Here is a 14,574-nt window from a genome sequence, read left to right as displayed (position 1 = left end):
AGGTGGACGAGACGCTCGGCAGTAGACGCACCGGACGGCTGATCGCCGCCGCCGCGGTGGTGCTGTCGCTCGTCGGGGGCGGGGCGGTGGCGGTCGGCATGGCCGGGGAACCGCCCGCGGTGACGCGGGTCGAGGGCACCCCGGTCGTGCCTGCCGCTGCCCCCGGCGCCTCGACGCCGGCGGCGACGCTGGGCCCGTCCGTGCCGGTGCGCCTCGACATCCCCGCCATCGGCGTGCACGCCGGCCTGATGCGGTTGGGCCTCAACGCCGACGACACGGTGGCCGTGCCACCGGTCGACTCGCCCGACGCCGGCTGGTATGAGAACTCGCCCACGCCGGGCGAGCTCGGACCGTCGGTGCTGCTCGGGCACGTCGACTCGGCGCGCGCAGGGCCCGGGGTGTTCTTCGACCTGCGCGCGATGCGCCCCGGCGACGAGGTCTCCGTGACCCGGGCCGACGGTTCGGTCGCGACGTTCCGGGTGGACCGGGTCGTCGAGTACGCGAAGGCGGCGTTCCCGGCGAGCGAGGTGTACGGCGACATCGACCATGCGGGGCTGCGGCTGGTCACCTGCGGCGGTGCGTTCGACGCCGCGGCGCACAGCTACGTCGACAACGTGGTCGTCTACGCTTCGGCGATCACGTCGGGGCAGGTGCGATGACGGCCGCAGCAGCGCCGGGGAGCGACCCGGCATCGTCGTTCGATGCCTTCGTGCTGGCCCACGGCCCGGAGCTGCTGGGGTTCGCACGCAGGCTGACGACCGACCACCACCGGGCCGAGGACATCGTGCAGGACGTCCTCGCCCGGGTCGGGCTCGCGTGGGCGAAGGTCAGCCGCGCCGACGACGTGCGCGCGTACGTGTTCAAGGCGGTGCTCAACGACTTCCTGTCGTGGCGCCGCAGGCTCTCCTCCGGTGAACGCCCGGTTGCCGACCCGACGCAGCACCGCGCGGCCAGCGTTCCCGGCGCCGACGACGGTCTCGTCGAGCGCGACCAGATGCTGGGCGCGCTGGCGCGGCTGCCACCGGTGCAGCGCGCCGTGCTCGTGCTGCGCTACTACCACGACCAACCCGACGCTGCGATCGCCGCGCTGATCGGGTGCCGCGAGTCCACCGTGCGATCCCACGCCCGCCGGGCGCTGGCGACGCTGCGGACCCTGTCCGTCGACCGCACCAGCGAAGGGAGCCGGCGATGACCGACCCCGAGGCCATGCTGCGCGCGAGCCTGCACGACCCGGCACTCGACGACGGCATCTCGGCCACCGCACTGCTCGACGGCGTCCAGCGCCGCCAGGGCGTGCTCCGGCGCCGCCGCCAGCACCTCGCCACCGCCGCGGCCGCCGTCGTGGCCGTGTTGGTGATCGGCGGCGTCGCCCTGATCACCGCCCGCCCACCCGCGGTGCAGCCGGCCGCACCGCCACCGTCGAGCGCTCCGGCGACCACGGACCCGTTCCCGCAGCAGGCGCCGTCCACGCCGGCCACCGTCACCCCGGCGCCGGAACCGACGCGGGAACTGCCCCCACCCCCCCTCACGACGACGAGCGAGGCACCCTCGTTGCCGGGGCTGACGACACCGCCGACGGTAGCGGTCCCGCGCACCGCCGACCCCGGCGTGCGGGCCCCGCAGCCGGTGACCACCGAGGTACCGGGGCCGGCGGCCACGCGCAGCGGGTGATCAGCCCAGCAGGTGATCCCGCAGCAGCGACTCGGCAGCCCCCGCGCGGCCGTGCGCTGCGAGCAGCCCGGCGGGTGCGACGGTGAAGTCGGCGTCCACCACCACCGGCACGTCGGCCAGCGCGGCGGCCACGACCGGGTCGCTGCGCAGCGTCGACTCGACCGCGGCGAGCCCACCCCACGGATCCCGCTGGCGGAACACCCCGCCGGAGAGCACCACGAGCCCGAGGTCGCGTCCGGCGTCGGCATGGGTGCGCAGGTGGCGGCGCACCGCGACGACGGCGGCGAGCGCCGCGATGCGGCGGTCCTCAGCCGCGCTGCCGGCGTCGCGCGGCACGTAGCCGACCTCGCTGGCCATCCGCTCGACGGTGGGCCCGAGCAGGTCGGCCTCCACCGGGTCGACGATGCCCTCGGTCTGCGCCCCGACGAGCACGCCACCTGCCGCGGCACGCACCCCGAGATCGCCCTCGACGGTGTGGCGGCCCTCGTCGCCCAGCGCCGAGTGCACGTCGGTGGTGGCGCAGCCGACGTCGACGAGCAGCACCCGGGCACCGCAGATGCGGGCGAGCTGCGTGGCGGCGTGCCCGACGGCGTCGGGCGTGGCCACCCGCACCAGCCTGCGGAACCGCGGTGCGACAGCGGGACCGCGACCGCCCAGCGCGTGCCGGGCGTAGAGCTCCGCGATGGCGGCCCGCGCCGGTCCCGGCACGATCTCGCCACCGCCGGGCAGCACGTTGTCGCAGGCCACCACGGTGCGCCCGGAACCGGCCAGCAGGGCGAGCGCGTCCTCACGGGCCGCGGAGTTGCCGGCCAGCACCACGGGGAAGCGGATGCGGGCGCTCGCGAGGCGGCTCGCGTTGTGCAGCAGGGCCGCCGGGTCGTCGCCCTCGCCGCCGCCCAGCAGCAGGACGACCCCGGGCCGGGTCCCGCGCAGCAGCCGGACGTCCGCGGGCTCCAGCGGTCCCGCGTGGACGTGGACCACGTGCGCGCCCGCCGAGCAGGCGACCCGGTGCCCGGCCTCGGTGGTGAGCAGCTTCTCCGACCCGATCACCGCCAGCCGCAGCCCGCCACCTGCCGACGAGCACGCCAGCAGCTGTGGCTCGACGCCCGACTTGCGCGAGCCGGCGGCGGAGACGGCCCGCACCGCGGCGTCCATGCCCGCCAGCACGTCCCCGGTGGTCGTGATGTGCTCGGCGAACCCGGCCAGCCCGCCGTCGGGGTGCACGAGCACCGCCTTGGTCCAGGTCGAGCCCACGTCGAGGCAGACCGCTGCGGCCTGATCACTGGGCGTCACAACTGCGGAGCCTAGTCATAGGTGCGGATCGGGGCGCCCCTCCTGATGCAGATGGTCTGTCGGTGCGGGTTTGGGTAGCGTGCCGGGACCCACGGCACGCCGATCGCACGGGAGCTCCGATGCTCGGACTGATGCAAGATCGTCCGCTGTCCCTGCCACACGTCTTCCACCGCGCTGAGCAGTACTTCGGGCACAAGACGATCGTCACCGCTGACGCCGACGGTGAGACGACCACGACCATCGCCGACTGGGCGCAGCGGGTGCGCAGGCTGGCCGCGGTGCTCGACACGCTCGAGGTCTCCGCGGACGGGCGGGTCGGCACGTTCTGCTGGAACACCGGGCGACACCTCGAGCTGTACCTGGCGGCGCCGTGCACCGGCCGCGTGCTGCACACCCTCAACATCCGGCTGTTCCCCGAGCAGCTCGTCTACATCGTGAACCACGCCGAGGACGAGGTCGTCTTCGTCGACCGCTCGCTGTTGCCGCTGCTCTGGCCGCTGGTGGACAAGATCGAGACGGTCCGCCACTTCATCGTGATCGACGACGGCGCCGATGTGCCGATCCCGGACGACCCGCGGGTGCACGACTACGAGGAACTGCTCGCCGCTGCCACGCCGTTCACCGGCACGTTCGTCGTCGAGGACGAGAACACCGCGGCGGCGATGTGCTACACGTCCGGCACCACGGGCAACCCCAAGGGTGTCGTCTACAGCCACCGCTCCGCCGTCCTGCACTCGCTGATCACGCTGACCGCAGACGCGTTCGGACTGCGCGAGCGCGACGTCGTGCTGCCGGTGGTGCCGATGTTCCACGCCAACGCCTGGGGGCTGCCCTACGGCTGCCTGATGGCGGGCACCGACATGGTGATGCCGGGCCCGAACATGACCCCCCAGGCCATCGTGGGGCTGCTGGAGAAGCACCGGGTGACGGTCACCGGAGGCGTCCCCACCATTTGGATGGGCATGCTGCCCCTGACCGAGGGCCGCGACCTGTCGGCGCTGCGGTTGATCCTCTGCGGCGGGTCGGCGGTGCCGCGGTCGCTGTCGGAGTCCTACCGCACCGCGATCGGCCTCGCGATCACCCAGGCCTGGGGCATGACGGAGACCAGCCCGATCGCCACGATGTCCACCTCCCGCTCCCACCACGACGCGCTGACCGAGGACGAGCGGGCCGACATCCGGGCCCGGCAGGGTCAGGCCGCACCACTGGTCGACATCCGGCTGGTCGACCCCGAATCGGGTGAGGTCCAGCCGTGGGACGACCTCGCGACCGGCGAGATCCAGGCCGCGGGCCCGTGGATCGCGAAGGAGTACTACCGCGGCGAGGGCGGCGGCGCCCAGTTCACCGACGACGGCTGGCTGCGCACCGGCGACGTGGGTTCCGGCGACCGCTACGGGTTCGTCCGGCTCGTCGACCGCACCAAGGACCTCATCAAGTCCGGCGGCGAGTGGATCGGGTCCGTCGAGCTGGAGAACGAGATCATGGCGCACCCCAAGGTCGCCGAGGCCGCCGTCATCGCGATCCCGCACGAGAAGTGGGTGGAACGGCCGTTGGCGTGCGTGGTCGTCAAGCCGGGCGAGACGCTGACGGCCGAGGAGGTCATCGAGTTCCTGACGCCGCGGGTGGCCAAGTGGTGGCTGCCCGACGCCGTGGAGTTCATCGACGAGGTGCCCAAGACGAGCGTCGGCAAGTTCTCGAAGAAGACGCTGCGGGAGAAGTTCGGGGGTTACCGGGTGTCCGGACCGCAGTAGGCGGGCGCGGTGCGGCGCGCCGCGTTCGCGAAGGATGGGCCGCCGTGAGAAGTTCGGTGGCTACCGGGTTGCCGGCCCAGCGCGGCGCCTTACTGCAGCTGTGATGTTGCACGACCTATGACGGCAGGACATGACGACCGCACGACTTGCATCAGCACGACCCATGACCGCATGGCCGGCGAGCGTGACGCCGGCGAGCCCGGCACTCTCGGCACTGCGCATCGCGTACTCCGACCTCACGACGATCGCGTTGTCGATCGACGAGGAGGACGCGTGGCGACCGACGCGCTGTCCGGGCTGGGTCGTGCGCGATCTGCTGCTGCAACTGCTCCAGGACGCGCAGGCCGCGCTGGTCGCGCTGGCCACACCCGCCGCCGGTCCGCCCGACCGGGACGCCGTCACGTACTGGTCCGACGGGAGCGGCAACCACGATCCCGAGTTCTCCGCGCTGCGCGCCCAGCGGACCATGTCCAGCGCCTGGACCCTCACCGCGCTGACGCGGTCGCTCAGCGACACGACCCGCGCCGTCGTCACGCTCGCCGCGCGCACTCCCTCGGACGCCACGCTGGCCACCCGCGAGCACATGCTGCGGGCCGACGACCTCATCGTGACGCTCGCCGTCGAGGCGGCGGTGCACCACCTCGACCTCGTGGTGGACCTCAACCGGCCGGGACCGCGGCCGGAGCCGCTCGCACTCGTCCGCCAGACCCTCGACGGGCTGCTGGGCTGGCCGGCCCCCGAGGACTGGTCCGACGAGCGGTGGGCGCTGCTGGGCACCGGCCGGGTGCCACCCGGCGGTCGGGAGCGGCGGGAGCTGGGCGCGGCGGCCGCGGAGCTGCCCCTGCTCTGGTGAGCGCGCCGGTCGTCACCTTCGCGGCGCTCGCCGAGCGGGTGCTGGTGAGCGAGCCGCGGTGCGGCGGCACCCGGCTGGTGTGCGTGGACGGGCCGTCGGGCTCCGGGAAGACGGTGCTGGCCGAGCGGCTGGCCGCGGCACTCCCGGATCCGGTCGTCGTGCACATGGACGACCTGTACCCCGGGTGGGACGGGCTCGCCGCCGCCGTCCCCGAGCTGTTCGAGCGGATCATCGCGCCGCTGCTGGCCGGGCACGCCGCCGGCTACCGGCGCTACGACTGGGAGCGGGGCGGCTACGCGGAGGAGCACGACATCGGGACGCCTGCGGTGCTGCTGGTGGAGGGCGTCGGGTCCGCGGCACGGATCATCGCGGCGCACGCCGTGCTGGTGGCGTGGCTGGAGGCGCCGCGCGCGGAGCGCTTCCGGCGCGGCATCGAGCGCGACGGCGAGGGCTACCGCCCGCACTGGGAGCGCTGGGCGCGGCAGGAGGACGTGCACTTCGCAGCCGAACGCACCCGCGAACGCGCCGGCCTGCACGTCGACGGCGCGCCGTCGCAGCCGCACGAGCCCGCCGCCGAGATGGTCCTGCTCCGCGAACCCGCGCCGGCGGCGGGCTGAGCAGAGCCGTGCGCCCGATGGCGGCCAGGGGCCGGGACGATCGATGACCACGCCGCTCGCCTTCACCTTCGCCGGCATCGTGCTCATCGGCGTCCTCGGCTTCCCGGGGCGGCGCCGTCCTGCAACCGACCTGGCCGAGTGGGCCGTCGGCGGCCGCCGGTTCGGAGCGGTGACGATGTGGTTCCTGCAGGCAGGCGAGGTGTTCACGACGTTCACCTTCCTGGGCATGGCCGGACTCGCGTTCTCCGGTGGCGTCGCCGCGATGTACGCGCTGCCCTACGTGCCGATCGGGTACGTCGTGCTGTTCTTCCTCGCAAAGCGGCTGTGGACGCTCGGCAGGGCCCGTGGCTACCTGACGCAGGGCGACTTCCTCGAGGACAGGTACGCGAGCCCGGCGTTGGGCACGATGGCGGCCGTGCTCGGGGTGCTGTTCGTGCTGCCCTATCTGCAACTGCAGATCACCGGCCTCGGACTGATCGTCGCGCTGGTCACCGGCGACGCGGCGTCCGGGACGCTCAGCATGGTCGTCGGCAGCGTCGGGGTGGTGGCCTTCGTGCTGTGGGCCAGGATGGCGCTGATGACGCTCCCACCGGCCTGGCCTGCGCTGATGTCGGCACGCGACCCGAAGGTGCCGCGCCGCAACTACACGTGGATGCCGATCTACTCGCTGTGCCTGCTGCTGCCGATGACGATCGGCTTCGCCGCGCTGGTGGTGCTGCCGCCGGGCACGGACCCCAATGGGGTGCTGCTCACGCTGAGCCGCGACGCGCTGACGTTCGCGGGGTCGGTGCAGCTGGCTCCCGCCAACGGCGTGTCGGAGGTGGTCTGAGCCGGCGGCGCCCCCGTTGCAGGAAAGCCACTTTGCCGCAACGTCGTTGCAGGAAAGTGGCTTTCCTGCAACTCGGCGGGGCGCACCGGGCGCTCAGCCGACCCGCGCCCGCAGCCCCGCCAGCACGATGTCGAGTCCCTCGTCGAGCTCGCGGGCACCGTCGTAGACCGCCAGTGCGGGTGCCAGCTCACGGAGCCGGGGGAACTCGCGGATCGGCAGCAGTTGCAGGCCCAGCCGGAGCACGTCGTCGGCCTCGTCGGGATCGTCGAGGCGCTCCTGCAGCTCGTTGAGCACGTGGCCATGCAGGAACCCGATGAACAGCCGGTAGGCGTAGAGCGCCTCGCGCGCGCCGAATCCGGCCGTGGTGAGCAGCTCCAGCAGGTCCTCGAGCGGGCGCAACGTGCCGCGCGGCCGCCGGGCGAGCGGCGTGGCGAGCGGGCGTGTCACCAGCAGCGGGACGACGTGCGGGTGGGCGAGGGTGATCTCGCGGTAGGCGTGCGCGGTACGACGCAGCGCACCCTCCCAGTCGCCGTTCTCGGCAGCGGGCACGCGGAGCTCGGACACGACCAGCTCGACGACGCCGTCCAGCAGCGCGTCCTTGCTGTCGGCGTGCCGGTAGAGCCGCATCGGGTCGCGGTCGAGCGCCTTGCCGAGCCTGCGCATCGACAGCGCGTCGACCCCGTCGGCGTCGATCAGGGCCAGTGCGGTGGTGAACACCCGTTCCCGGGTCAGCGCCGGGCGCCGATCCTCCACGTTCACCGCTCCCTCCGCCATCACACCTTGTCGGATCGGCCGCTACGCCGTAGCGTCGACCGTAGCGCTACACCGTAGTGTTTGCGCCGCGACATGCCGCAGAGGATCCCCGTGACCAGCTCGATCACGTCCACGTCCGCCACCCTCGCGAGTCCGATCGTCGAGGGGCGCAAGTCGACCGTCGAGCACCTGCTGGTCATCGTGTTCGTCATGATCCCGGTGCTCGCGCTCGCCGCCGCCGTCCCGCTGGCCTGGGGGTGGGGCCTGAGCTGGCTCGACTTCGGGCTCGCCGCCGGGATGTACACGATCAGCGTGCTTGGCGTGACGGTCGGCTTCCACCGCCACTTCACCCACCGCTCCTTCACCGCGCACCCCGCGCTGCGCAGCGCGCTCGCCGTCGCCGGCAGCCTGGCCCAGCAGGGCGACGTGATCACGTGGGTGGCCGATCACCGGCGCCACCACGCGTTCTCCGACAAGGAGGGCGATCCGCACTCGCCGTGGCTGCACGGCACCGGACCGGCCGGGCTCGCGAAGGGCTTCCTGCACGCGCACATCGGCTGGCTGTTCGGCCACGACAAGACCAACGCCGCCCGGTTCGTGCCGGATCTGCTCGGCGATCCGGCGATCGTCCGGATCTCGCGGCTGTTCCCGGTCTGGACGGCGGTCAGCCTCGGCCTGCCCGCACTCGTCGGCGGCCTGGCCACCTGGTCGTGGTGGGGCGCGCTCACCGCGGTCTTCTGGGCCGGGCTGGTCCGCGCCGGGCTCGCGCTGCACGTCACGTGGTCGATCAATTCCATCTGCCACATGATCGGCGACCGTCCGTTCGCCGCCAGAGATCGGTCGGCCAACGTCTGGCCGCTCGCGGTGCTGAGCATGGGCGAGTCCTGGCACAACCTGCACCACGCCGACCCCACCTGCGCGCGGCACGGCGTCGGGCGCGGTCAGATCGACATCTCGGCCCGCGTCATCTGGGCGTTCGAGAAACTGGGCTGGGCGCGTGACGTCCGCTGGCCCACCCCGCGCCGCCTCGCCAGGCTCGCCGCGCCGGGAGATCCCGGCGCGGCCGCCTGATCGCGGAGCTCAGCGCTTCCCGGCGTTGCCCGGCGCCAGCCGGGAGTGCGTCCGCCCGTAGGCCCAGTAGACGACCAGGCCGATCACCATCCAGATGACGAACCGCAGCCACGTCTCCACGGCCAGGTTGAGCATCAGCCACACGCACGCCAGCACCGCGAAGATCGGCACCAGCGGCACCAGCGGGGTGCGGAAGCCACGGTCGAGGTCCGGGCGGGTGCGCCGCAGGATGATCACCCCGATGGACACCAGCACGAACGCGAACAGCGTGCCGATGTTGACCATCTCCTCCAGCGCGCCGACCGGGAAGAACGTGGCGACGACCGCCACGATCCCGCCCACCAGGAACGTGGCCCGGGCCGGCGTCCCGTGCTTGCCGGTGACGGCCAGGCCGCGCGGCAGCAACCCGTCGCGCGACATCGCGAACAGCACCCGGATCTGGCCCAGCAGCAGCACCATGACCACCGTGGTGAGGCCGAGCAGCGCCCCGACGGCGATCACCGTGGCCGCCCAGTTGACACCCAGTTCCGAGAACGCCGTGGCCAGCGTGGCACGGGAGCCGTCGGGCTGGGTCTTGAGCTTGGTGTAGTTGACCATGCCCGTGAGCACGAGCGCGACGGCCACGTACAGCACCGTCACGATGGCGAGCGAGCCCAGGATGCCGCGCGGCAGCGACTTCTGCGGGTTCTTCGTCTCCTCGGCCGTGGTGGCCACCACGTCGAAGCCGATGAATGCGAAGAACACCAGCCCGGCGGCGGCCAGCAGGCCGAAGATGCCGTACGTGCTGCTCAGCCCGCCCCCGATCGCCGAGATCAGCGACTGCGACAGCCCGGTGGCCGCGCCGGCGCCGCCCTCGGACGCCGGCGGGATGTACGGGGTGTAGTTCTCGGCCTTGATGTAGCCGATGCCCACGATGATCACCAGCAGCACGATGGCCACCTTGATCGCCGTGAGGATGAGGCTGACGCGGCTCGACAGCTTGGTGCCGAGCGCGAGCAGGACGGTCAGCACCACGATGAGCAGCAGCGCACCCCAGTCGACCGTGATGGGGCCCAGCGCCACCGAGCTGGGCACGTCGAGGCCGAACTGCTTGAACACCGTCTCGAGGTAGGACGACCAGCCCTTGGCCACCACCGCGGAGGCGACGGCGAACTCCAGCACCAGGTCCCAGCCGATGATCCAGGCGATGAACTCGCCGAACGTCGCGTAGGAGAACGTGTAGGCGCTGCCGGCCACCGGCACCGTCGAGGCGAACTCGGCGTAGCAGAGCGCGGCGAGCCCGCAGGCCACGGCCGCGATGACGAACGCCAGCGAGACCGACGGGCCGGCGACGTTGCCCGCCGTGCTCGCCGCCAGGGTGAAGATGCCCGCCCCGATGACGACGGCGACCCCGAAGACGATCAGGTCCCAGGTGCCGAGGTCCTTGCGGAGTTTGGTGTCGGGCTCGTCGGTGTCGGAGATGGACTGCTCCACGGATTTTGTCCGCATGATCCCGTTTTGTCTGTCACGAAGGGCCATCCGCGGACCCTAACCAGGCGAGCACCGGCGCGACCAGAACTTAGGCGGAGCTTGATGCAGTCATGAGGCCGACGCGGATCGGCACCGTCGAGGTGGCTCTCGAGGATCTTCGAGGCCGTGTCGAGAACCGCCACCGCCCGTTCGACGCAGAGGTGAGGCCGGGATCCACCCGGCGACCGGGAGGACCACCATGACCACCACCGTCGCAACCCCGAGCACCACGACCGCATCGACCCGGCTGCTGCTCGCCTGCGCGGTCGCCACCACACCGGTGTTCGTGATCGTCGGGCTCGCGCAGGCGTTCACCCGCGAGGGCTTCGACCTGCTGCGCCACCCGCTGAGCCAGCTCAGCACCGGTGACCTCGGCTGGATCCAGATCACCAACTTCCTCGTGACCGCGGCGCTGACGATCGCGGGCTCGTTCGGGTTCGGTCGCGTGCTGCGTGGAACGCCGGGCGGGACGTGGGTGCCCCGCCTGCTGCTCGTCAACGGCATCGGGACGGCGCTGGCCGGGGTGTTCGTGATGGATCCCGGCAACGGCTTCCCCGCGGGCAACGACGCCGTACCCGCAACGATGAGCTGGCACAGCACGCTGCACATGGTGTGCGGCTCCCTCGCGTTCCTCGCGATGATCACCGCCTGCTTCGTGCTGGGCCGCCACTACTCCCGTGCCGGGCGCCCGGGCATCGCTGCGGCGACCCGACTGGCAGGCATCGTGTTCATCGCCGGTGACGCCTGGGCGATGGCGGGTGGTGCGCTCGGCACCGTGACGATGTTCGCGGGCGTGCTCGCCGGGATGGCGTGCATCTCGGCGGTGGCCGCCGAGCAGCTCAGCCGACGGTGACCACGCGGTCCAGATCGGGCTCCAGGTAGATCAGCCGGGCGTCGGGGACCGCGGCGCGCACCCGCGCCTCGGCCTCGTCGATCGCCCGCGCCACGGCCTCGACCTGCAGGCCAGGCGTCAGCGCGATCTTCGCCGCCACCAGCAGCTCCTCCGGACCCAGGTACTGGGTGCGGATGTGGATCACGCGCTGGACGTCGCCGCCCGTGAGCCCGTCGACGATCGTGGCGAGCACGGGCGCCGTGGCCCCCTCGCCGATGAGCAGGCTCTTCATCTCGATGATCAGGATGATCGCGATGACGCCGAGGAGCACGCCGATCGCGATCGTGCCCAGCGCGTCGAAGACGGGGTCGCCGGTGAGCACCGAGAGCCCGACGCCCAGCAGTGCGAGCACGAGCCCGATCAGCGCGCCGAAGTCCTCCAGCAGTACGACGGGCAACTCGGGCACCTTCGCCTGGCGGATGAACTGCCACCAGGTGGCCGCGCCCTTGAGCGGGCGGGACTCGACGATCGCGGTGCGGAACGAGAAGCCCTCCAGCCCGATCGCGACCACCAGGATGCCCACCGCCACCAGCGGCGACGACAGCGGCTCGGGGTGCTCGAGCTTGTGGATGCCCTCGTACAGCGCGAACACCGAGCCGAGCGTGAACAGCAGCAGCGCCACGACGAACGAGTAGAAGTAGCGGTCACGCCCGTAGCCGAAGGGATGCTCGTCGGTGGCGGCGCGCTTCGCCCGGCGGCCACCGAGCAGCAGCAGCCCCTGGTTGGACGTGTCGGCGAGCGAGTGCACCGACTCCGCCAGCATCGAGGACGACCCGGTGATCAGGTAGCCGATGAGCTTGGCCACCGCGATCCCCGCGTTGGCCAGAAGAGCCGCGACGATCGCCCGCGTACCACCGTGTGCTGCCACGCGGCGACCCTACCGAACCGGACTCCCCATCCGACCACGCCGTCGAGAACGTGGTTGCCGTGATCAACAGGCCCTGTGGATCACCGCAGGTGCGTTCTCGACGGGATTCAGGCCAGCCCGTCGCCCGCCAGGAACAACTGGGTGCCGGGCTCCCGGACGTGCACCGTGACGCCGGTGTCGCCCGCGGCCAGCCACACCGAGGCGCCCCTGGCGAGCTCGAGGTCCCGGCCGTCGGAACGCACGCAGGCCGCACCGGCCGTGCACAGCAGGATCCGGGCGCCGCCGTCGGGTACCGCGACTCCAGCCGCGTTCGGCCGGGGCGACTCGTGGCGCCGCAGCAGGAACTCCTCGACGGGGGTGTCGTAGCGGATCCAGTCACCGTCGGGGCTGCCGGTGATCACCGGCGGTGGGGCGGCGGCGAAGTCGAGCACCCGCATCAGCTCCGGCACGTCGACGTGCTTGGGCGTGAGGCCGCCGCGCAGCACGTTGTCGGAGTTGGCCATCAGCTCGATGCCGGCCCCCGAGAGGTAGGCGTGCAGGTTGCCGGCCGGCAGGAACAGCGCCTCCCCCGGCTGCAGCGTGACGCGGTTGAGCAGCAGGGCCGCGAGCACGCCCGCGTCGCCGGGGTAGAGCTCCGAGAGCTCCAGCATCGTGCGGGCATCGGTGCGGAACGCGCCGTCGTCCCCGCCGGCGAGCCGGACGCAGCCGGCCTGCAGCGCGGGAACCAGCTTGTCGAGCATCGACTGCGGCAGCGTGATCCACGTGGTGAACAGCGCGCGCAGCCCCGACGCGTCGGGTTGAGCGGCGAGCAGTTCGACGTGCCCAGCCAGCTCCGGCACGTCCAGCGCCCGCAGCAGCGCGATGCTGGCCGCCGGGTCGCGGAACCCGACGAGCGCGTCGAACTCGGTGAGCGCGCAGATCAGCTCCGGCTTGTGGTTGTCGTCGCGGTAGTTGCGATCGGGCGCATCCAGCGGGATGCCGGCGGCCTCTTCCTGCGCGAAACCGGTGCGGGCCTGCGCGATGCTGGGATGGGCCTGCAGCGAGAGCGGCTCGTTGGCCGCGAGCACCTTGAGCAGGAACGGCAGCGTCTTGTGCCAGCGCAGCGCGCGATCGGCGCCGAGCTGGCCCTCGGGATCGGACTGCACCGCCTCCAGCAGCGACGTGCGCTGCCCGTCGGCGTGCACCAGCCGCGACGGGTCGGCCGGGTGCGCCCCGAGCCACAGCTCCGCCTGCGGGTGGGGGGACGGCACGTGCTGGCCGAGTAGCTCGGCGATCACGGTGCGCGACCCCCATGCGTATGGCCGCACCGGGTTGTCCAGCAGCTCCACGATGGTCTGCGCGCTCCTCGCGAATCGGGCCCTGCACCCAGGCGGCGCCTAGGCGGGGGCGATCGTGCGGGTGGCCAACCCCAGGTATACCGCGGCCGCGTCGAACCGGGAGGCGAGCAGCGCGGCGCGCAGCAGTGCTGCGTGCCGGACGCCGCGCGCCACCTCGTCAACAGGGTGCACCACGTCGGCCGACGGGAAGGGACGGCCGGTCCGACGCAGCGCGACCTGGCCCGGATCCTCCTCGGCCGTGCCGATCAGCACCAGCCTGGCCGGTGGTGCCTGTGCCTCCGCCGGGTCGTCGAACGGATCGTGGAAGACGTCGTGGCTCGCGACCTGTTCCAGCAGCCTGAGCAGGCCCGGGAGCGCGGCACCCCGCGCGACGTCGGAGGCGTGTGCCACGACCCCGGCATGGGCTGCCAGCGAGCCCGCCGCGTGCTCAGCGACGGCAGCGGCGACCGGATCGGCACCCCACAGCAGCGGCGTGTGGTCGGCCAGGCGCAGCGCGAGCGACTTCGCCGGGTTCATGAACGGCTCGTGGCCGGGCTGGTTGCGCTCGGCCTCGGTGTCCAGGACGTCGGCCAGCACGTCCATCCCGGGCTCCAGCGGGACCGGCAGCAGGCCGAGCGCCGAGACGGTGGTCAGCGCGACCGTGAGCGCGCGCGGCAGGTCCAGCCCCGGCGGCACCGGGATCCGCTGCTCCACCAACCGCACCCGGCCGGCACCGGCGGACGCGACCGGGCCGTCGGCAGGCGCGGACAGCACCACCTCGGCGCCGCGGCGAACCGCGAGCGCGACGGAGTCGGCGAGCTCGGTGTCCTCGGCATCGGCGGTGTGGCCCACCACGACGTCGAGCGGTCCGATCCAGCTGGGGACGGTGTCGGCCACCACGATCGGCACGGCCCCGGCTGCCCCGACGAGCGCGGTGATCATGCCCGTTGCCGAGGTGGACGCGCCGGGCCTGCGCAGCAGCACCAGCGCCCGCGGGCGGGTGCCGGCGAGGTCACCGACGCCGACGTCGAGCGCCGATTGCGCCGCCGACCGCACCTGGGCCCCCGCGGTGGCCGCCGCACGCAGCACACCGGCGGTGTCGAGCGCGACCAGCGCTGCCGGATCGCCGAGCAGGGTGTCGTCGAGCACGG

The 14,574-nt window shown here is 72.7% G+C and carries 15 protein-coding genes; 9 read left to right on the top strand and 6 right to left on the bottom strand.

What is annotated here, in order from left to right; translation table 11 throughout:
• Window positions 1-2 precede the first annotated feature (2 nt).
• From ACFPFQ_RS27360 to ACFPFQ_RS27350, 3 genes are read left to right on the top strand one after another with little or no spacing between them, the layout of a single operon-like run.
• Window positions 3-659: a class F sortase gene (locus ACFPFQ_RS27360; protein ID WP_379623784.1), complete on the top strand. Its 657-nt coding sequence runs from the start codon at window positions 3-5 to the stop codon at window positions 657-659.
• Window positions 656-1,192, top strand: coding sequence for a SigE family RNA polymerase sigma factor (locus ACFPFQ_RS27355; RefSeq protein ID WP_379623782.1), 537 nt, complete (start codon window positions 656-658; stop codon window positions 1,190-1,192). Before ACFPFQ_RS27360 ends, ACFPFQ_RS27355 begins: the two co-directional genes overlap by 4 nt.
• Window positions 1,189-1,671, top strand: coding sequence for a hypothetical protein (locus ACFPFQ_RS27350; protein ID WP_379623780.1), 483 nt, complete (start codon window positions 1,189-1,191; stop codon window positions 1,669-1,671). The genes ACFPFQ_RS27355 and ACFPFQ_RS27350 overlap by 4 nt, the downstream gene beginning before the upstream one ends.
• Here the strand turns inward: ACFPFQ_RS27350 and ACFPFQ_RS27345 are convergent, their stop codons facing one another.
• Window positions 1,672-2,964 carry a glutamate mutase L gene (locus tag ACFPFQ_RS27345; RefSeq protein ID WP_379623778.1) on the bottom strand — a complete coding sequence of 431 codons (1,293 nt, stop codon included), beginning with the start codon at window positions 2,962-2,964 and terminating at the stop codon, window positions 1,672-1,674. It abuts the gene before it with no gap.
• Window positions 2,965-3,095: 131 nt separating this feature from the next.
• Between ACFPFQ_RS27345 and ACFPFQ_RS27340 the strand changes: the two genes are divergently transcribed.
• From ACFPFQ_RS27340 to ACFPFQ_RS27325, 4 genes are all read left to right on the top strand, one after another.
• Window positions 3,096-4,715, top strand: a complete 1,620-nt coding sequence (locus ACFPFQ_RS27340) for a long-chain fatty acid--CoA ligase (RefSeq protein WP_379623776.1) — start codon at window positions 3,096-3,098, stop codon at window positions 4,713-4,715.
• A 163-nt stretch (window positions 4,716-4,878) separates the two neighbouring features.
• Window positions 4,879-5,568 (top strand): maleylpyruvate isomerase N-terminal domain-containing protein, encoded by a 690-nt coding sequence (locus ACFPFQ_RS27335; RefSeq protein ID WP_379623774.1) that lies wholly within the window; start codon window positions 4,879-4,881, stop codon window positions 5,566-5,568.
• Window positions 5,565-6,185, top strand: coding sequence for a hypothetical protein (locus tag ACFPFQ_RS27330; RefSeq protein ID WP_379623772.1), 621 nt, complete (start codon window positions 5,565-5,567; stop codon window positions 6,183-6,185). Before ACFPFQ_RS27335 ends, ACFPFQ_RS27330 begins: the two co-directional genes overlap by 4 nt.
• A gap of 43 nt (window positions 6,186-6,228) precedes the next feature.
• Window positions 6,229-7,014, top strand: coding sequence for a hypothetical protein (locus ACFPFQ_RS27325; protein ID WP_379623770.1), 786 nt, complete (start codon window positions 6,229-6,231; stop codon window positions 7,012-7,014).
• A gap of 93 nt (window positions 7,015-7,107) precedes the next feature.
• On the opposite strand, the gene ACFPFQ_RS27320 is transcribed toward ACFPFQ_RS27325, so the two are convergent.
• Window positions 7,108-7,773 carry a TetR/AcrR family transcriptional regulator gene (locus ACFPFQ_RS27320; RefSeq protein ID WP_379623768.1) on the bottom strand — a complete coding sequence of 222 codons (666 nt, stop codon included), beginning with the start codon at window positions 7,771-7,773 and terminating at the stop codon, window positions 7,108-7,110.
• 105 nt (window positions 7,774-7,878) lie between these two features.
• Here ACFPFQ_RS27320 and ACFPFQ_RS27315 point away from each other — a divergent pair, with 105 nt between their 5' ends.
• The gene (locus tag ACFPFQ_RS27315) at window positions 7,879-8,838 is read left to right on the top strand and encodes an acyl-CoA desaturase (RefSeq protein WP_379623766.1); all 960 of its coding nucleotides are present in this window, start codon (window positions 7,879-7,881) and stop codon (window positions 8,836-8,838) included.
• Window positions 8,839-8,847: 9 nt separating this feature from the next.
• On the opposite strand, the gene ACFPFQ_RS27310 is transcribed toward ACFPFQ_RS27315, so the two are convergent.
• Complete coding sequence (locus ACFPFQ_RS27310) at window positions 8,848-10,356, bottom strand: amino acid permease (protein WP_379623764.1); 1,509 nt, start codon at window positions 10,354-10,356, stop codon at window positions 8,848-8,850.
• Window positions 10,357-10,546: 190 nt separating this feature from the next.
• Here ACFPFQ_RS27310 and ACFPFQ_RS27305 point away from each other — a divergent pair, with 190 nt between their 5' ends.
• Window positions 10,547-11,200 carry a DUF998 domain-containing protein gene (locus tag ACFPFQ_RS27305; RefSeq protein ID WP_379623762.1) on the top strand — a complete coding sequence of 218 codons (654 nt, stop codon included), beginning with the start codon at window positions 10,547-10,549 and terminating at the stop codon, window positions 11,198-11,200.
• Here the strand turns inward: ACFPFQ_RS27305 and ACFPFQ_RS27300 are convergent.
• The 3 genes from ACFPFQ_RS27300 to ACFPFQ_RS27290 all read right to left on the bottom strand — a co-directional run bounded on the left by ACFPFQ_RS27300 (window position 11,187) and on the right by ACFPFQ_RS27290 (window position 14,572).
• The gene (locus ACFPFQ_RS27300; RefSeq protein WP_379623760.1) at window positions 11,187-12,107 is read right to left on the bottom strand and encodes a cation diffusion facilitator family transporter; all 921 of its coding nucleotides are present in this window, start codon (window positions 12,105-12,107) and stop codon (window positions 11,187-11,189) included. The genes ACFPFQ_RS27305 and ACFPFQ_RS27300 overlap by 14 nt on opposite strands.
• Before the next feature lie 107 nt (window positions 12,108-12,214).
• Window positions 12,215-13,435, bottom strand: a complete 1,221-nt coding sequence (manA, locus tag ACFPFQ_RS27295) for a mannose-6-phosphate isomerase, class I (RefSeq protein WP_379623758.1) — start codon at window positions 13,433-13,435, stop codon at window positions 12,215-12,217.
• Window positions 13,436-13,483: 48 nt separating this feature from the next.
• The gene (locus tag ACFPFQ_RS27290; protein ID WP_379623756.1) at window positions 13,484-14,572 is read right to left on the bottom strand and encodes an SIS domain-containing protein; all 1,089 of its coding nucleotides are present in this window, start codon (window positions 14,570-14,572) and stop codon (window positions 13,484-13,486) included.
• Window positions 14,573-14,574 lie beyond the last annotated feature (2 nt).

Source organism: Pseudonocardia sp. GCM10023141 (assembly GCF_042653605.1).
The sequence above is the reverse complement of the archived record's forward strand: the minus strand, read 5'-3'. Positions and strand labels throughout refer to the sequence as shown.

Coding starts and splice junctions, on each gene's coding strand:
- ACFPFQ_RS27305 (WP_379623762.1), top strand. CDS start 10,547: ATGACCACCACCGTCGCAACCCCGAGCACCACGACCGCATCGACCCGG.
- ACFPFQ_RS27310 (WP_379623764.1), bottom strand. CDS start 10,356: ATGGCCCTTCGTGACAGACAAAACGGGATCATGCGGACAAAATCCGTG.
- ACFPFQ_RS27340 (WP_379623776.1), top strand. CDS start 3,096: ATGCAAGATCGTCCGCTGTCCCTGCCACACGTCTTCCACCGCGCTGAG.
- ACFPFQ_RS27325 (WP_379623770.1), top strand. CDS start 6,229: ATGACCACGCCGCTCGCCTTCACCTTCGCCGGCATCGTGCTCATCGGC.
- ACFPFQ_RS27335 (WP_379623774.1), top strand. CDS start 4,879: ATGACCGCATGGCCGGCGAGCGTGACGCCGGCGAGCCCGGCACTCTCG.
- ACFPFQ_RS27355 (WP_379623782.1), top strand. CDS start 656: ATGACGGCCGCAGCAGCGCCGGGGAGCGACCCGGCATCGTCGTTCGAT.
- ACFPFQ_RS27350 (WP_379623780.1), top strand. CDS start 1,189: ATGACCGACCCCGAGGCCATGCTGCGCGCGAGCCTGCACGACCCGGCA.